14 protein-coding genes are annotated in these 14,925 nt (G+C 72.1%); 7 read left to right on the top strand and 7 right to left on the bottom strand.

What is annotated here, in order from left to right; all coding sequences use genetic code 11:
* Positions 1–2 precede the first annotated feature (2 nt).
* A complete protein-coding gene (locus tag AB0J64_RS24450) occupies positions 3–821 on the bottom strand; it encodes a CDP-alcohol phosphatidyltransferase family protein (protein WP_364030811.1) in 819 nt (272 codons plus the stop codon).
* Between the two features lie 48 nt (positions 822–869).
* Complete coding sequence (locus tag AB0J64_RS24445; RefSeq protein WP_364030808.1) at positions 870–2,315, bottom strand: glycosyltransferase family 2 protein; 1,446 nt, start codon at positions 2,313–2,315, stop codon at positions 870–872.
* Between the two features lie 146 nt (positions 2,316–2,461).
* Here AB0J64_RS24445 and AB0J64_RS24440 point away from each other — a divergent pair, with 146 nt between their 5' ends.
* The gene (locus AB0J64_RS24440; RefSeq protein WP_364030805.1) at positions 2,462–2,953 is read left to right on the top strand and encodes a GNAT family N-acetyltransferase; all 492 of its coding nucleotides are present in this window, start codon (positions 2,462–2,464) and stop codon (positions 2,951–2,953) included.
* Positions 2,950–3,993 carry a pseudaminic acid synthase gene (gene pseI, locus AB0J64_RS24435; RefSeq protein WP_364030802.1) on the top strand — a complete coding sequence of 348 codons (1,044 nt, stop codon included), beginning with the start codon at positions 2,950–2,952 and terminating at the stop codon, positions 3,991–3,993. The genes AB0J64_RS24440 and pseI overlap by 4 nt, the downstream gene beginning before the upstream one ends.
* Here the strand turns inward: pseI and AB0J64_RS24430 are convergent.
* On the bottom strand, positions 3,974–4,939 hold the full coding sequence (locus AB0J64_RS24430) for a hypothetical protein (protein WP_364030799.1): 966 nt from the start codon (positions 4,937–4,939) through the stop codon (positions 3,974–3,976). The genes pseI and AB0J64_RS24430 overlap by 20 nt on opposite strands.
* Positions 4,936–5,664 carry a glycosyltransferase family protein gene (locus AB0J64_RS24425; RefSeq protein WP_344997414.1) on the bottom strand — a complete coding sequence of 243 codons (729 nt, stop codon included), beginning with the start codon at positions 5,662–5,664 and terminating at the stop codon, positions 4,936–4,938. The genes AB0J64_RS24430 and AB0J64_RS24425 overlap by 4 nt, the downstream gene beginning before the upstream one ends.
* 104 nt (positions 5,665–5,768) lie before the next feature.
* Between AB0J64_RS24425 and pseB the strand changes: the two genes are divergently transcribed.
* Both pseB and AB0J64_RS24415 read left to right on the top strand, forming a co-directional pair.
* Positions 5,769–6,743 carry a UDP-N-acetylglucosamine 4,6-dehydratase (inverting) gene (pseB, locus tag AB0J64_RS24420; protein WP_364030795.1) on the top strand — a complete coding sequence of 325 codons (975 nt, stop codon included), beginning with the start codon at positions 5,769–5,771 and terminating at the stop codon, positions 6,741–6,743.
* Positions 6,743–7,867 carry a DegT/DnrJ/EryC1/StrS family aminotransferase gene (locus AB0J64_RS24415; protein ID WP_364030792.1) on the top strand — a complete coding sequence of 375 codons (1,125 nt, stop codon included), beginning with the start codon at positions 6,743–6,745 and terminating at the stop codon, positions 7,865–7,867. The genes pseB and AB0J64_RS24415 overlap by 1 nt, the downstream gene beginning before the upstream one ends.
* Positions 7,868–7,882: 15 nt before the next feature.
* On the opposite strand, the gene AB0J64_RS24410 is transcribed toward AB0J64_RS24415, so the two are convergent.
* The 3 genes from AB0J64_RS24410 to AB0J64_RS24400 are packed head-to-tail and all read right to left on the bottom strand — an operon-like array spanning position 7,883 to position 12,313.
* On the bottom strand, positions 7,883–9,769 hold the full coding sequence (locus AB0J64_RS24410; RefSeq protein ID WP_364030789.1) for a glycosyltransferase family 2 protein: 1,887 nt from the start codon (positions 9,767–9,769) through the stop codon (positions 7,883–7,885).
* Between the two features lie 40 nt (positions 9,770–9,809).
* Positions 9,810–11,447: a hypothetical protein gene (locus AB0J64_RS24405; RefSeq protein WP_364030786.1), complete on the bottom strand. Its 1,638-nt coding sequence runs from the start codon at positions 11,445–11,447 to the stop codon at positions 9,810–9,812.
* 29 nt (positions 11,448–11,476) lie between these two features.
* Positions 11,477–12,313, bottom strand: coding sequence for a hypothetical protein (locus AB0J64_RS24400; RefSeq protein WP_364030783.1), 837 nt, complete (start codon positions 12,311–12,313; stop codon positions 11,477–11,479).
* 161 nt (positions 12,314–12,474) lie between these two features.
* Here AB0J64_RS24400 and AB0J64_RS24395 point away from each other — a divergent pair, with 161 nt between their 5' ends.
* The 3 genes from AB0J64_RS24395 to AB0J64_RS24385 are packed head-to-tail and all read left to right on the top strand — an operon-like array spanning position 12,475 to position 14,760.
* A complete protein-coding gene (locus AB0J64_RS24395) occupies positions 12,475–12,720 on the top strand; it encodes an acyl carrier protein (protein WP_364030780.1) in 246 nt (81 codons plus the stop codon).
* Positions 12,698–13,453: an SDR family oxidoreductase gene (locus AB0J64_RS24390; protein WP_364030777.1), complete on the top strand. Its 756-nt coding sequence runs from the start codon at positions 12,698–12,700 to the stop codon at positions 13,451–13,453. Before AB0J64_RS24395 ends, AB0J64_RS24390 begins: the two co-directional genes overlap by 23 nt.
* Entirely contained in the window at positions 13,453–14,760 is a 1,308-nt protein-coding gene (locus AB0J64_RS24385; protein ID WP_364030774.1) for an AMP-binding protein, read from the top strand. Before AB0J64_RS24390 ends, AB0J64_RS24385 begins: the two co-directional genes overlap by 1 nt.
* The last annotated feature ends 165 nt before the right edge of the window (positions 14,761–14,925 follow it).

Genomic DNA, 14,925 nt, shown 5'->3' with positions numbered 1-14,925 from the left:
ACTTAGACGAGAACGTGCTCTCGGCTCTCCTGAGCGGAGGCGACGTCGTGCCTGCGCGTGAAGCGCCACAGCCGGTAGACCAGGAAGACCTCGTTGACCAGCAGCAGCGCCCCGGCGAGCGCGGCGAGCGGGATCAGCGCCCATGCCCCCGCAAGGGGCGCGACCACGAACACCGCCGCATGGAACTCGATGCCGCTGATCAGGTGCGAGCGGACCCGGTGCCGCGCCAGGAACCTGTTGAACCGCCTGGGGAAACTGCGCGGCCGCCGCGTCCTCTCGGCGAGCGGCACCCGCTCCAGGGGTTCGATGAGGTCCTCGTCGGGCTCCCGCTCCCCCCGTTCCTCCCTGACGACCTCGCGTACGCGCTTCATCTGCGGCGCGTTGACGTACCTGAACAGGTCCAGCACGGCGACGCCCGCCCCGAGCAGGATGTGACGCACATCCGAGGTGAGGGCGTACTGCCCGTATGCCAGCCCCCCGGCACACAGGATCACCCTGACCCGATCCCCCACATAGTCGAGCCAGAGGCCGAACGGCGTGCCCGTGCCCTTGAGCCGGGCGATTTTGCCGTCCACGCAGTCGATCATGAAGCTCAGATAGAAGACGATGGCGCCCGCTATGAGCTGGTTCGTCGCGAAACAGGCGGCCGACACAGCGCCGAGGACCAGCGAGAACACGGTGAGGCCGTTGGGCGTCAGCCGGGTGTGGTTGGCGACCTGGAGGGCGACCCGGCAGGCGACCGGATCGACGAAATACACGGTCCACCAGGAGTCTCTCCGCTTGCGTGTCTCGTAGACGTCATCGAGCGAATAGGTCCTCATGGACCCAAGCATGACCACGCGACGCGCCGGAGTGATTACTCTCTGGAACTACTGGGGCATGTCCATGCCGCTTCTTGACCAACCCGGCACGGACAGCCGCCACGCGGAGTTCGCGTCGCCGTCCCTGGCCCAGCTCTTGAGCACGAGGCCGCGGACCTCGCCGCGCACCTGGAGGCGCCAACTCGGCCCGCCGCCCTGGAGCCGCTCGGGATCGACGGTCGCGGCCATGCCGTGGCGGCCCGTCCGGCGCACCTCCAGCGGCACCCGGCGACGGCCGTCGCTGAGCCACAGGTCGACCTTGCTCACCTTGCGGTCGACCCGGTGGAAGGCGACCTGGCCGCGCAGGTGGTACTCGGCGCCGGTCCAGGTGCACTCCTCGACCCTGGCGACCAGCCTGATCTCGTCGCGGGCGTCGAACACCTCGTCGGGGATGCGGAGCCGGCGGCGTTTGCGGAAGAACGGGTAGTCGCCGTACCAGTTCGTGGTGCGCCGGCCGCGCGGAACGATGCGGGTGCCGTCCTCGCAGGCGCGCCGGAACTCTCGCACCTGGCGCAGCTCGTCCACCATGCCGCGCCTGATCAGGTGCAGCTCCAGGCGGCGCAGCGACGGCGCGGTGGCCAGCGCCTTCGGGCTCAGCGTGGTCAGCCACGCGTCGGCCAGCTGCAGCAGCAGCCCGCTCTCCTCGCCCGCCTCCAGCGCCTGGAACAGGAAGATGATGTCCTTCTCCAGCACCAGCGCGTCGAAGCCGTCGAGCAGCTCGGGCGCCCGCTCGTCGAGGAAGGCGCGGACCGCGCGGATGGCCGCCAGCCGCTCGTACAGGTTGGGCAGCTCGGCCCGGCGCTGCGTGATCGAGGTCTCCCCCGCGTCGCGCTTGCGCCAGTGGTAGACCACGTCGCCGATCATGTCCACGCTGGTGGCGAGGACGTGCGCCTGCATGGCGACGGGCACGTCCTCGTAGATGCCCGGGGCGAACACCAGGCCGCCGCGCTCCCAGAAGTCGCGCCGGTAGACCTTGTTCCAGACCGTGCGGTCCCTGATGAGGACCTGCTTGTCGGTGATGTGCGTGCACAGCTCCGGCCGCCTGAACGCCTTCTCGTGCAGGATCGACTCCTCCAGCACGCCGTCCACGAGCCGCCCCACCGCGCCGCACGCGAGGTCCGAGCCGGTCTCCGCGAGCGTGTCCACGAGCCGCCGGTACGCGTCGGGCGGCACGACGTCGTCGCTGTCGGCGAAGGCCAGGTACGTGCCCCGGGCCTGCCTGAGCCCCGCGTTGCGGGCCGGCCCCGGCCCCAGGTTCCGCTGGCCGAGCAGGACGAAGCGGTCGTCCTTCGCGGCGAAGTCCTCGGCGATGCGCCTGCTGCCGTCGGAGGATCCGTCGTCCACCAGGACGACCTCGATGTCGTCCAGCGTCTGCGCGGCCAGCGACTTCAGGCATTCCGTGATGTACGGCTCCACGTTGTAGACCGGGACGACCACGCTGAGCAGGGGGATCATTCCGAATTGCTCCTTGGCTCTCGGGACGGGTTCAGGGGCAGCATGCCCCGGCCGCCCGGCGGATTCCGCAGCCCTGATCAGCTCTTTACCGGACGCATAATCCGCTACGTTGTGCAGTGAGTCGAGCACGAGCGGTAGGGGGAGTGGTGCTGAGAAGCGTCCGGGACGACGATCTGCCGGTCATGCGCCGATGGCGCAACCATCCACGCGTGCGGGCGGCCAGCTTCACCACGCACGAGATCTCCGAGGACGAGCACGCCCGCTGGTGGGAGACCACCCGCGCCGACGCGCGCAAGCTTGTGCTGATCTACGACCACGAGGAGGCGGCCGCGGGCGTGGTCACCTACTCGGGCCTGTCGTCCGAGAGCGCCACCTGGGGCTTCTACCTCGACCTTGACGGGCTGGATCAGTCGGGGGCGCTGCTTCGGGTGTGGGTCGGCCTGGAGCAGGCGGCCATCGAGTACGCCTTCGGGCCGCTCGGGCTGACGACGCTCCGCGGCGAGGTGCTGGCCTGCAACGAGGCGGCCAGGCGGCTGCACAGGCGGTTCGGGTTCGTGGAGGCCGGGGCCTACCGGCGGGACGTCGACGGCGTGCCGCGAGACGTTGTGACCATCAGGCTCAGGAAGGAGCACGCATGATCTCCATCGCGGGACGGTTGATCGGGGCCGATCAACCGCCGTTCGTCGTCGCCGAGCTGTCCGGCAACCACAACGGGAGCCTGGAGCGGGCGCTGGCCATCGTGGACGCGGTGGCGGCCAGTGGGGCGCACGCGCTGAAGCTGCAGACCTACCGGCCCGACACGCTGACCATCGACTGCGACGGGCCCGCCTTCCGCGTGGGCGACGGGCACGAGCTGTGGGGCGGCGAGACCCTCTACCAGCTATTCGAACGCGCCCACACGCCCTGGGAGTGGCACGAGCCGATCTTCGAGCGGGCCCGCGAGCACAGGCTCATCGCGTTCTCCTCGCCCTTCGACCCCACGGCCGTCGAGTTCCTGGAGGAGCTGGGCGTGCCGGCGTACAAGATCGCTTCCTCGGAGATCGTGGACCTGCCGCTGATCCGGCTCGCGGCCGCCACCGGCAAGCCCCTGATCATCTCCACGGGGATGGCGACGATGCGCGAGATCCAGGCCGCGCTGGACGCCGCCCGGGAGGCGGGCTGCACCGAGCTCGCCGTGCTGTCCTGCACGGCCTCCTACCCGGCCCCTCCCTCCGAGAGCAACCTGCGGTCACTGCCGCGGCTGGAGGCGCTCACGGGCGCGGTGGTCGGGGTCTCCGACCACACGCCGGGCATCGGGGTGCCGCTGGCGGCGGTGGCGCTGGGGGCGCGCCTGATCGAGAAGCACGTCACCCTGTCGCGTGCCGAGGGCGGGGTGGACGCGGCCTTCTCGCTGGAGCCCGCCGAGCTGGCCGCGCTCGTGGTGGAGAGCGAGCGGGCGTGGCAGTCGCTGGGGGGCGTGGGCATCGGGCCCCGGCCGTCCGAGCAAGAAGGGCTGCGGTTCCGCCGATCGCTGTACGTGGTGCGTGACGTGCGCGCGGACGACGAGGTGACCCCGGAGAACGTCCGCTCGATCCGGCCCGCGGGCGGCCTGCCTCCCGACACGGCCGGACAGGTGATGGGGCGGCACTTCACCCGCGATGTCCCGTTCGGCACGCCGCTCAGCTGGGAGCTGATCTGAGGAGGGCGTCCGCGACGCGTTCCCTGCCCCGGCCGTCCACGAGTCCGCTGCCCCGCCGCCCGTGCTCCTCGCGGGCGGCGGGGTCGGTGAGCAGGCGGGCCAGCACGCCGACGGCCCGTGCGTCGGCCACGCGCCCGAGCCCGGCCGCGACGCCGCGGCCCACCAGCTCCTCATAGCCGATGAGCTGGTTGTCGGCCACCCAGCTCAGGGCGGTGGGCACGCCGAGGTAGAGCAGCTCCCAGATGGCCGACCCGGCGGCGGTGACCACGAGATCGGCCTCGGCCATGAGGTCCGGCAGCCGGTCGGTCGGCGGGATCACGGTGATCGGCCCGTCCGCCTCGAACGGCTCCGGGCTGACGACCGTGGCCTCGAACGCCGCCCCGGTCGCTCGCAGGGCCCCGGCCCAGGCAGAGGCCACTCCCGCGCTGTCGGTGCCGCCGAAGAAGCAGAGCACGCGCGGCACCGGACCGGCACTCCTGGTCCGCCTGCGCCGCCGCACGCTGTCCCGCAGGAGCACGTAGCGCGCCCCGGCCAGGCGCGGGGCGGGCCGGGGGAAGTGGCGGTGCTCGGCGCCGAGGTTCTGGTCGAGGTAGAGATCGGCCTCCTGGCCCAGCGGGTCGCCGTCCACGATCGCCAGCACGCGCGGACCCGCCTCCCTGAGCGCCGCCCCCGTGCCGTCCGGCAGCTCGTACGAGTCAAGGACCACGGCATCCAGACAGAGCTCGCGGGCCAGCCCCGCCAGACGTGCCGGCTGCCCCGGAGCGGGCACCAGCGGCAGCCCACGCTCGCTGAGCTGCGCCCGCGCCCAGTCCGAGCCGCGCACCTCGCCGAGGAACACCACCGGCACGCCCCGCGCGCACAGCTCCTCGGCCAGCGCCACGCACCTCACCAGGTGGCCGACGCCGCTCCTGACGCCGGCGTCGCACCGGAAGCCGACCCCGCTCACGCGTCCTGGAGGGCCTTCTGCCGTACGTGGGCGTTGAGCCCGCACACCTCCGGCCGCTCGCGCAGCCAGCCCACCACCGTCCCGAACGGCAGGCACCGGTCGCCCAGCGCGTCCACCACCCGGGAGATGAGCCGCCAGTCGTCCTCCGTGTCGAGCGTGATCCGCAGGTCGTCGGCGACCGGCTGGTAGGCGAGCCCGAGCAGCCGCGCCTCGCCCGGGTGCGAGTAGACGTAGGAGGTCACGTGCGTGCGGTGGAACCCCGCGGCCTCGGCGTCGGCCCGCTCGAGCGCGGCCCTGCTCACGATCTCCACGTCGAGCCCGCGCGGCAGCGTGCGCGCCAGACTCGTGCTCAGGTAGCCGAGCCCGCGCACGGCGCGGAACACCAGAGCCGCCTCCCTGATCACGGCGGGGTCCAGCAGCGGGCAGTCCGCCGTGAATCTCATCACCGCGTCCCCGCGCCGCCCCGCCAGCGCCTCCATGAACCTCGTCAGCACGTCGTCCACGGGCCCACGGTGCCACGCCACGCCGAGACGGCGGCACTCGGCGACCACCGCGTCGTCGGCCTCCTCGGTCGTGGTGGCCACCACGAGATCGTCGAGCGCGCCGGCCTCGCGTACGGCGCGGACCACCCACCCCAGCACCGACCTGCCGCCCAGCTCCCGCAGCACCTTGCCCGGCAGGCGGGTCGAGCCCATGCGTGCCTGGACAATCCCGACAATACGCATCGAAGCCCCATTCCCCCGTGTGCCTCTGCGTGATCAATCGATCGCGCTATGCTACCGAACTGCTCGAACGACTACAGCGCGTCAGCGCGATTTCAGGGGGCCACGTGAGCATTCTCAGTGGATCGTCGATTTTGATCACCGGAGGCACGGGGTCCTTCGGCAAGGCGTTCATCCGCCACGCACTCGACTCGCTGGGGGTGCGCCGCCTGGTGGTCTTCTCCCGCGACGAGCTCAAGCAGTACGAGCTCAGGCAGCTCTTCAGCGACGACGACCGCCTGCGCTGGTTCATCGGCGACGTCAGGGACCGCGAGCGGCTGACCCGCGCCATGCACGGCATCGACCACGTGGTCCACGCGGCGGCGCTCAAGCAGGTGGACACGGCCGAGTACAACCCGTTCGAGTACGTCCGCACCAACGTCGCCGGATCCCAGAACGTCGTCGAGGCCGCCATCGACTGCGGCGTGCGCAAGGTGGTCGCGCTCTCCACCGACAAGGCCTCCAGCCCGGTCAACCTGTACGGGGCCACGAAGCTGGTCGCCGACAAGCTCTTCGTCTCGGCCAACCACTACGCCGCCGCCCACGAGACGCGCTTCTCCGTCGTCCGCTACGGCAACGTGATCGGCAGCAGGGGCTCGGTGGTGCCGTTCTTCCTGCGCCTGGCGGAGCAGGGCGCCAGCCTGCCGATCACCGACAAGCGCATGACCAGGTTCTGGATCACGCTCGACCAGGCCGTCAGGTTCGTGGTGGACTCGTTCGATCTCATGCGGGGCGGCGAGCTCTACGTGCCGCGCATCCCGAGCATGCGCATCACCGACCTGGCCGAGGCGCTGGCGCCCGACAGCACGATCTACGAGATCGGCATCCGGCCCGGCGAGAAGCTGCACGAGGAGATGATCGCGCCCGACGACGGCCGCAGGACGCTGCGCCTGCCCGACCGGTACATCGTCCAGCCCACGATCGCCACCTGGGGCTACACGCCGCCGGGCGGAGAGGTGCTGCCGGAGGGGTTCACCTACCGCTCCGACACCAACGACCGGTGGCTCTCGGTCGCCGACCTGCGCGCCATGGCGGCCGGCTGATGCTCCCCTACGGGCGGCAGTCGATCGCCGATTCCGACGTCGAGGCCGTCGCCGAGGTGCTGCGCGGCGACTGGCTGACCACCGGGCCCGCCGTCGGCCGGTTCGAGGCGGAGCTGGCCCGCTGGACGGGCGGCGTGCCGTGCGTGTCCGTCACGTCGGGGACGGCCGCGCTGCACGTCGCCTACGTGGCGGCCGGGGTGCGGGCGGGCGACGAGGTGGTCACGTCGCCGCTGACGTTCGTGGCCACGGCGGCCACGGCCGTGCTGCTGGGCGCGCGGGTGCTCTTCGCCGACGTGCAGCCCGACACGGGCAACCTCGATCCCGACGCCGTCGCCGCGCTGGTCGGCGGCAGGACGCGGGCGGTCACGGCGGTGGACTACGCGGGCCATCCGGCCGACTACGACGAGCTGCGCGCGGTCGCCGACTCGGCCGGGGCGGTGCTGGTGGGCGACGCCGCGCATTCGATCGGGGCCGCGTACAAGGACCGGCCCGTGGGCGCGCTCGCCGACCTGACCACGTTCTCCTTCTTCCCCACCAAGACCGTGACGACCGCCGAGGGCGGCGCGGTCGCGGCGGCCGACCCCACGCTGCTGCTGCGGGCCGACCGCTTCAGGAACCACGGCCTGGTCAGGGACCCGGCCGGCCAGCGCGAGCCGGACGTGGGCGGATGGCATCAGGAGGTGCACGAGTTCGGGCTGAACTACCGCCTGCCCGACGTGCTGTGCGCTCTCGGGCTCAGCCAGCTCGGGCGTCTCGTGGCCTTCCGCGAGCGGCGGTGGGAGCTGGTCGCGCGCTACAACGCGCTGCTGCGTGACGTGCCGGGGCTGACGCTGCCGGCCCAGCGCGCGTACGTGCGGCCGAGCTGGCACCTCTACCCGGTCAGGGTCCAGGACGGCCGCCGTCGCGAGGTCTACGAGCGCATGCGGGCCGCCGGCATCGGCGTGCAGGTCAACTACCTGCCGGTGTACTGGCACCCGGTGTTCGCGGACCTCGGCTACCGGCGCGGGCTCTGCCCCCAGGCCGAGGCCTACTACGCCGAGCAGCTGTCGCTGCCGCTGTTCCCCGATCTGACCGACGCCCAGCAGGACCGGGTCGTGGAGACGCTCGCCGGCATCCTCACCTGACCGGCGCCGCCTGACTCAGCGCTCGGCCAGCAGCAGGCAGCCGTCCTCGCCCCGGTCGACGAGGAAGCGCCTGTCCGCGACGGTCGCGACGGGCCGCTGCCTGGTCCGTACGAGCGGCCGGATGGGTCTGCCCTGGTCGATGACGACCTCCCACCACGACTCGTGGCCGACGCACTCGTCGATGTCGGCCAGCGGCACCCGCGCCTCGAAGTCCTGGCCCGCGAGCGTCACAGGGAAGTACATCTCCTCGCCGTCGCTCCTGCGCCGCAGCCTGACCACCGGCTCCCCGTCTCCCAGGTCGGACAGCTGCCCCGAGAACACCAGGTCGCCGCCGTCCACCCGGCACTCGCGGATGATCGCCTCCGCCGTGCGAAGACGCAGGCCCCACGCGCCCCTGGGGCTGCGTACCGGCACCAGCCACACGCCCCTGCTGAGGCGCGGCGCGGGGATCAGCGGCGGCAGCCAGCGCGGCCCCGCCACCCGGCCGTCGAGCTTCAGCCCGTGGCCCCGGAGGCGCACGCACAGGTCCCAGCGGCCATGCCTGGCCAGCTGCGCGGGCGTCAGCGCGGCCGGGTCGAACGCGAACCTGAACGGGAACGCGTGCTCCGGCAGCGGGCCGCCGTCCTCCTGCGCGACGCTCTCCCAGGTCGGCACGCTCTCCTTGTCGGAGAGCAGCACCTTCTCGCCGGTCCTGCGCTCCTCCAGCCAGACCTTGACCCGCATCCGGCGCAGCTCTCCCACCTCGAACCTGCCCAACCCGACGCGGCCCACGCCGTGGAGCACGCCGTCGCGCCAGTCGAGACTGACCAGCCTGGCGGTCACGGCCAGCTCTTCTGAGACCTCCGACAGGCGCTCCGGCATCATCGGGTGCCTGCCGTACCAGCGCTTGCGCAGCAGCCCGGCCGAGCCCACCCGGGGCTGCAGGTGCCCGCAGCGGGCCTGGGCGAAGACGTACGCCAGCTCGGACAGGCGGCGCTGGTGCAGCAGGTGGACCTGGAGGCGCAGCGGGTACGGGATGCTCCGCCAGGCCTCGCGCGACACGCCGTCGAGGTATCGGGCGGCCAGGTCCAGCAGGGCCGGGTCCGCCGCCGCGCCCATGGCGGCCATGGCCTCCACGGCGACGGACATGTCGATGTCCAGCGTGTCGCGGTCGAAGTCCGTCTTGAGGCCCGGCGCCCCCCTATCCAGCAGGGCGGCGGTCTCCAGCACGGAAAGGAGGCGGTCGCGCAGGTTGCCGGGCTCCAGGCGGCGCTGGGTGATGGAGGCGGCCTCCTCGTCGCGCTGCCGCCAGTGGTAGACGATCGCGGCCAGCACGTCCACCTTCTCCGCCCCCACGTGGGCCGCCATGGCGACAGGCTGGTCCTCGTACATGCGCTCGGGGAAGCTCAGGCCGAGGCGGTCCCAGAACGAGCGGCGATAGACCTTGTTCCACAGCATGCGGTCGCGGACCAGCAGCGGGTGGCGCGTGATGTGGGTGCCTCTGATCGGCCGGGCGAACGCCTCCCTGTGGGCCCACGACGGCATGAGCAGGTTGCGGTAGAGACGCATGACGTTTCCGCAGGCCAGGTCGGAGCCCGTGGACTCGAGCGAGGACACCATGCGTTTGAACGCGTCGCGCGGCACGGTGTCGTCGCCGTCCACGAAGGCCAGGTAGCGGCCGGTCGCCCGGCCCACCCCGACGTTGCGGGCGCGGCCCACGCCCTGGTTGTCCTGCCTGATGAGGCTGATCCGGTGGTCATCGGCCAGCCTGGACCCGACGACGGCCGCGCCACCGTCGCGGCTGCCGTCGTCGACGCAGATGACCTCCAGGTCGTCCAGCGTCTGGGCGGCGATGGAGTCCAGGCAGGGCCCGATGTACCTCTCGACGTTGTGGAACGGGACTATCACCGAAAGAACCGGCACACGCTCTCCTCTTTCTGGGTGGTTATCCGTTTCTCCATGGCTATCCGGACAGCAGCCGGATGACCCTGCGGGCGACCTTGCGTGGGCGGGCCAGGCGGCGGGAGAGGCGGTATCCGAGCGTCTTGCGGTAGGCGGAGGCCTTGCGCTGGCTCCTGCGCAGCTTGGCCTTCGCCCGCACCAGCTCACGCTCCCGGTAGGAGAGCTTGGTCTCCAGGCGCGAGATCCTGGCCAGGGCCCCGGTGAGCTGGTCGGCCAGGCGGTCGCGGACGCCGAGCAGGTCCCGGTACGTGGGCACGTGCTCCTCGCCGGGGCAGCCCAGCTCGGCGTCCAGCTTGCGGGCGCGGTCGAGGTCGCCCTGGCCGCAGGGACGCTCCGCCATGCCGCACAGGGTCAGCGCGAGCTGGTCGGCCTCCAGCGGCCACGGCCACGGGTGGTGATGGCCGGCCGCCAGCAGCCTGACCGCGAACCGCCACAGGATCCTGCACAGGATGATCTTCGGCTCGGGCGGGGTGGACGGGCCCGCGGCCGGGCTGGTGGCCGCGAACCGCTCGCCGTCGTACACCAGGCTGTCCGTCGCGGCCGACACGTCGCCGCCCGCCTCCAGCCATGCGGCCAGCTCGCGCAGCAGCTCGCGTACGGCCCGGACGTCCTCGCGGGCGCAGGCCTCGACGAGGATCTCCTCCACGACGCGGCCCGCCGGGATGGGGCGCTCCTCGCCGTCCGGGAGGCGCCTGGCGCCGTCGCCGGTGAGCTCGTACAGCGCGGCGCCCTCCTCGACGAGCCCGAGCGGCAGCTCCTCGGCGTCATGATGCGGCAGGCGTGTCGCCACGGTGGCGGCCTCGGCGTCATGCGGCGGGCGGGTCGCCACCGTTTCGGCGTCATCCGGCAGGCGTGTCGCCACCGCGAGCCACAGCGGTGCGAGCTCCTCCCCCAGGCGGTGCCGGAACACCAGGCGGGTCAGCTGGAGCGGGTCGGCCACCAGCATGCGCTCGCCGACCCGCGCGCTCAGCGGGAACGTGAGCGCGTCCGGGAGGTCGGCGGCCAGCGCCTCGCGGGACAGCAGCGCGCGGGGCGCCTGCCTGGCCGGATACGCCGCGTAGCACCGCCGCACGCTCAGCCCCGCCGACTCCAGCCCCCTGTCGAGAGCCGCGGGACCGCTGGGGTAGGTCGGGTCGAAGCCGTGCGGCGCCCACTGGTCGTCGCCGCCCTCCCGGTCCGCCGGCCTGGCCTCGAGGAACCGATCGACGCCCAGGTCATTGCGTACGCCGAGCACCAGCCGGCCCCCGGGCGCGATCAACCCGGCCAGCGCCCCGAGCGACTCGCGCCAGGCCGCCGCGGGCGCCTCGGCGGAGTGCGTGCGCAGCAGCCCGTCCAGCGCCAGCACCAGGTCGTACGGCTCGTCCGCGGCGAACACCTCCAGCCGCCCGCAGTAGACCGCCAGCCCCGGATGCCGTTCGCCGAGAGCGCAGGCGTCGGGGTAGGAGCGCAGCAGCACGGCGGCCGACGGGGCCTGGGAGACCACCTCGTCCACCAGCCCCTGTGGATGCGGCCCGACCAGCAGCACCCGGCCGCTCGCCGGGATGAGCCGCCTGATCAGCTCGAGCGCCGCGCCCCGCCAGTCCGTGATGCCGCCCATGTTGGACATGTCGGACCACAGCAGCATCTCGCCGCCGATCAACCGAACATTCTCGGGCGAATCAGTCGTGTTCATACAGCCCGCGCCCGCTTCCATCCGAACATTCGCAGTAGCTCCTCCGGTGTCGCCTGATATTCGAATCCCAGCTCGCGCCGCGCCACCTCCGCCGCCAGCTCGCGGTCGACGTGCGTGCCGTGCAGTTCGGGCCAGAGGCGCATGCGGCGCGCCGTCCCGCCGTACTCGGGACGTTCGTCCTCGAACTGCATCGGATCCCCGTACACGGCCACCTCGCACCCCACCGAGGCGCCGTAGAACAGCGCGCTGCCGAGCCGGTTGGAGGCCACCCTGTGGTGGCGCCGCAACTGGACCAGCTGCTTGCGCAGGAAGTCGCGGCCCTTTCCCTCCCAGCGGGAACCGCGCTCGCCGTGGCAGATGACCCGGAACCCCCTCGATTCGTACGCTCGCCGAATGTCCGGATTCGCGAATTCCAACCAATAAAGGCAGACCGTGACCTGCCCGGTCTCGACATTTCGGATTTCGTCGGCCAGCCGGGCATGGTCGCCAATGACGGAATGCTTTTCCCAGCCATGAAAGGGATACCAGATCGTACCCTTGCGCTCGGGCACCGTGCCCAACTCAGGCTCCAGGTGGAGCAGGTAAATCCAGGGAGCGCCGATGAGGTAGTGTCCCCTGCGGCCCATGGACCAGCCCCGGCGGCGCAGCACGTCAGACCAGATGAAACGGGGATATCCGGGGCTGCACCAGTGGTCGTCGGGCGGAAATCCGTGGAGATAGTTCCAGCCGTGCTGGAGGAAACCCTGGATGCGTTTCGGCGACTCTTCCGGCAGGCCGCAGTATCTGCTGAGTATGCGCGAGTGGCCGTACCAGTGATTGGATTCGTCCATCATTCCCCCCGTACGGTGGACCGTGTCCGTCCGACATTCCCAGTCCTCAACGGGCGCCACCCGCCGTTATACGGTTCCATTACTGGAGACGGGGGCTTGGTTTTTCCTCATCCCGCAGATCCCGCTACACTGTGTCGCGGCTTGAGGACAGAGAGTGAGTGATCATGAGTCATCTCGACCGCCTGCGGGCCGTCTTCCGCGGCGCGCTCAACCTCCCGGCCGACGCCGACGTCGACGGGCTCGAATACCGCGCCATCCCCCAGTGGGACTCACTGGCCCACATGGCACTGATCGCCGCGATGGAGGACGAGTTCTCCATCATGATCGACACTGACGAAATGATCGACATGAGCTCGTTCGCCAAGGCGGCCGAGCTGCTGGAGAAGCATGGCGTCGGCGCCACCGTCTGAGCGCAGGGTCGTCCTCGTCACCGGCTCGACGGCGGGCATCGGCCGAGCCGTCGCGGCCACGCTGGCCGCGACCGGCCACGACGTCGTGCTCCACGGGCGCGACCAGGAGCGGGCCGCCAAGGCCGCCGCCGAGGTCGCCGCGGAGACCGGCGGGGTCACCGACTCGGTCGCCTGCGACGTGGCCGACGCCGGGGCCGTGTCGGCCGTGATGCGGCAGATCTACCAGCGGCACGGCCGTCTCGACGCGCTCGTGGTCAACGCAGGGGTGCACGCCGGCGGCCCGCTCGGCATGACCCGCCACGACACGGTCGACCGGCTCTTCCAGGTCAACGCCGTGGGGGCGACGTACACGCTGCAGTCCTCGCTCAGGCTGCTGCGCCGCGGCACCTCGCCGGCCGTGGTGCTGGTCTCGTCGATGATGGGCCGCATGGGCGGAGCGGGCCAGGCGGTCTACTCCGCCACCAAGGCGGCCCTGATCGGCCTGACCCTGGCCGCGGCCAAGGAGCTGGGGCCCACCGGCATCCGGGTCAACGCCGTGGCCCCCGGCTACATCAAGACCGACATGCTCGCCACGCTCGACGAGGAGGCCCGCGCCGCCACCGTGGCCGCGACCCCGCTCGGGCGGCTCGGCACGCCGGCCGACGTCGCCGGCGCCGTCGCGTTCCTGCTCGCGCCGGCCGCCGCCTTCATCACCGGCCAGGTCATCGGCGTGGACGGCGGGTTGGTGCTGTGATGTTCCCGCACCCACAGGCCCGCCTCGTCGTCGCGGGCGAGCCGGCGAGCCTGGGCGGCGACGAGCTGCTGCACCACGTCAACCGCACCGCGGAGGCCCTGGCCCGGCTGCGGCCCGGGCCGCTGTTCTGCGGCATGCGCAACAACCTCACGTCGGTCCTGCGCTATCTCGCCGCGTGGCGGTCGGGCCGGCCGGTCGCGCTGCTCGATCCCGACCTGTCGCCGGGGGCGCTGGCCGAGCTGGTGGGCCGGTTCCGGCCGACGGCGCTGCTCGGCTTCACACACGCGGCCGACGGCTCGCCGCCGCCACGCCACGACGCCCCGGAGCCCCATCCCGACCTGGCCGTGCTCCTCGCCACCTCCGGCTCGACGGGCAATCCCAAGCTCGTACGCCTGTCGCGCCAGGCTGTGCAGGCCAACGCCGCCGCCATCGCCGCGGCGCTGTCCATCACTCCCGACGAGATCGCGCCCACCAGCCTGCCGCTGCACTACAGCTACGGGCTGTCGGTGCTCAACAGCCATCTGGCGGCGGGGGCGACCGTGATGCTGACGGAGGCCGGGCTGCTCGAACGGTCGTTCTGGACGCATCTCGACGCGCACCGGTGCACGTCCCTGGCCGCCGTACCGTACCAGTACGAGATGCTGCGGCGGCTGCGCTACGAGCGGTCCGAGCACCCGACGCTCGCCACCCTCACCCAGGCCGGGGGGCGGCTCAGCCCGGAGCTGGTCACGGAGTTCGCGGGCAAGGCCGACCGGTTCTTCGTGATGTACGGGCAGACGGAGGCCACGGCCCGCATCGCCGTCCTGCCTCCCGACCGCCTGGCCGACAAGCCGGGCTCCGCCGGGGCGGCCATCCCCGGCGGGCGGCTGACCGTCGACGAGGGCGAGATCGTCTACCACGGGCCCAACGTCATGATGGGCTACGCGGAGACGGCCGCCGACCTGGCCAGGGGCGACGACCTGGGCGGCGTCCTGCGTACGGGCGACCTGGGGCGGCTCGACGCCGAGGGGTTCCTCTACATCACGGGGCGGCTCAAGCGGATCGCCAAGGTCTTCGGCGTGCGGGTCAACCTCGACGACGTCGAGCGCCTGCTGCGCGGCCCGGTCCCGGTGGCGGCCACCAGCGGAGACGACCGGGTGACGGTGTGGGCCGAGGGCCTCGACGCGGCCGGCTGCGCGGGTCTGGCGCGGCGGCTGGGGGTCGAGCTGAGGGTCCATTGGAGCGGGTTCGACGTCCGCGGCATCGACAGCCTGCCCCTGCTGTCCACCGGCAAGGTGGACTACCGGGCGCTGGAGTCGCGCACATGACGTCCGGCGAGCGCCCCGGGGCTCACCGTGGGGCGCGGGGCACCCCGCACCGGACGTCACACGACGCGGACGGCCGGCCCGCACACGTCGTGAACGGCCGCCGCACCGCCCGCGACGTGAACGGCCGCACGGCGCCAGACAGACGCCACGTGGCCGGGTGCCGGG

Source organism: Nonomuraea sp. NPDC049695 (genome assembly GCF_040674955.1).
In the GTDB taxonomy this organism is placed as follows: Bacteria; Actinomycetota; Actinomycetes; order Streptosporangiales; family Streptosporangiaceae; genus Nonomuraea; species Nonomuraea helvata.
The sequence above is the reverse complement of the archived record's forward strand: the minus strand, read 5'-3'. Positions and strand labels throughout refer to the sequence as shown.

Coding starts and splice junctions, on each gene's coding strand:
- AB0J64_RS24390 (WP_364030777.1), top strand. CDS start 12,698: ATGGCGTCGGCGCCACCGTCTGAGCGCAGGGTCGTCCTCGTCACCGGC.
- AB0J64_RS24450 (WP_364030811.1), bottom strand. CDS start 821: ATGAGGACCTATTCGCTCGATGACGTCTACGAGACACGCAAGCGGAGA.
- AB0J64_RS24415 (WP_364030792.1), top strand. CDS start 6,743: ATGCTCCCCTACGGGCGGCAGTCGATCGCCGATTCCGACGTCGAGGCC.
- AB0J64_RS24385 (WP_364030774.1), top strand. CDS start 13,453: ATGTTCCCGCACCCACAGGCCCGCCTCGTCGTCGCGGGCGAGCCGGCG.
- AB0J64_RS24400 (WP_364030783.1), bottom strand. CDS start 12,313: ATGATGGACGAATCCAATCACTGGTACGGCCACTCGCGCATACTCAGC.
- AB0J64_RS24445 (WP_364030808.1), bottom strand. CDS start 2,315: ATGATCCCCCTGCTCAGCGTGGTCGTCCCGGTCTACAACGTGGAGCCG.
- AB0J64_RS24395 (WP_364030780.1), top strand. CDS start 12,475: ATGAGTCATCTCGACCGCCTGCGGGCCGTCTTCCGCGGCGCGCTCAAC.
- AB0J64_RS24425 (WP_344997414.1), bottom strand. CDS start 5,664: ATGCGTATTGTCGGGATTGTCCAGGCACGCATGGGCTCGACCCGCCTG.
- pseI (WP_364030802.1), top strand. CDS start 2,950: ATGATCTCCATCGCGGGACGGTTGATCGGGGCCGATCAACCGCCGTTC.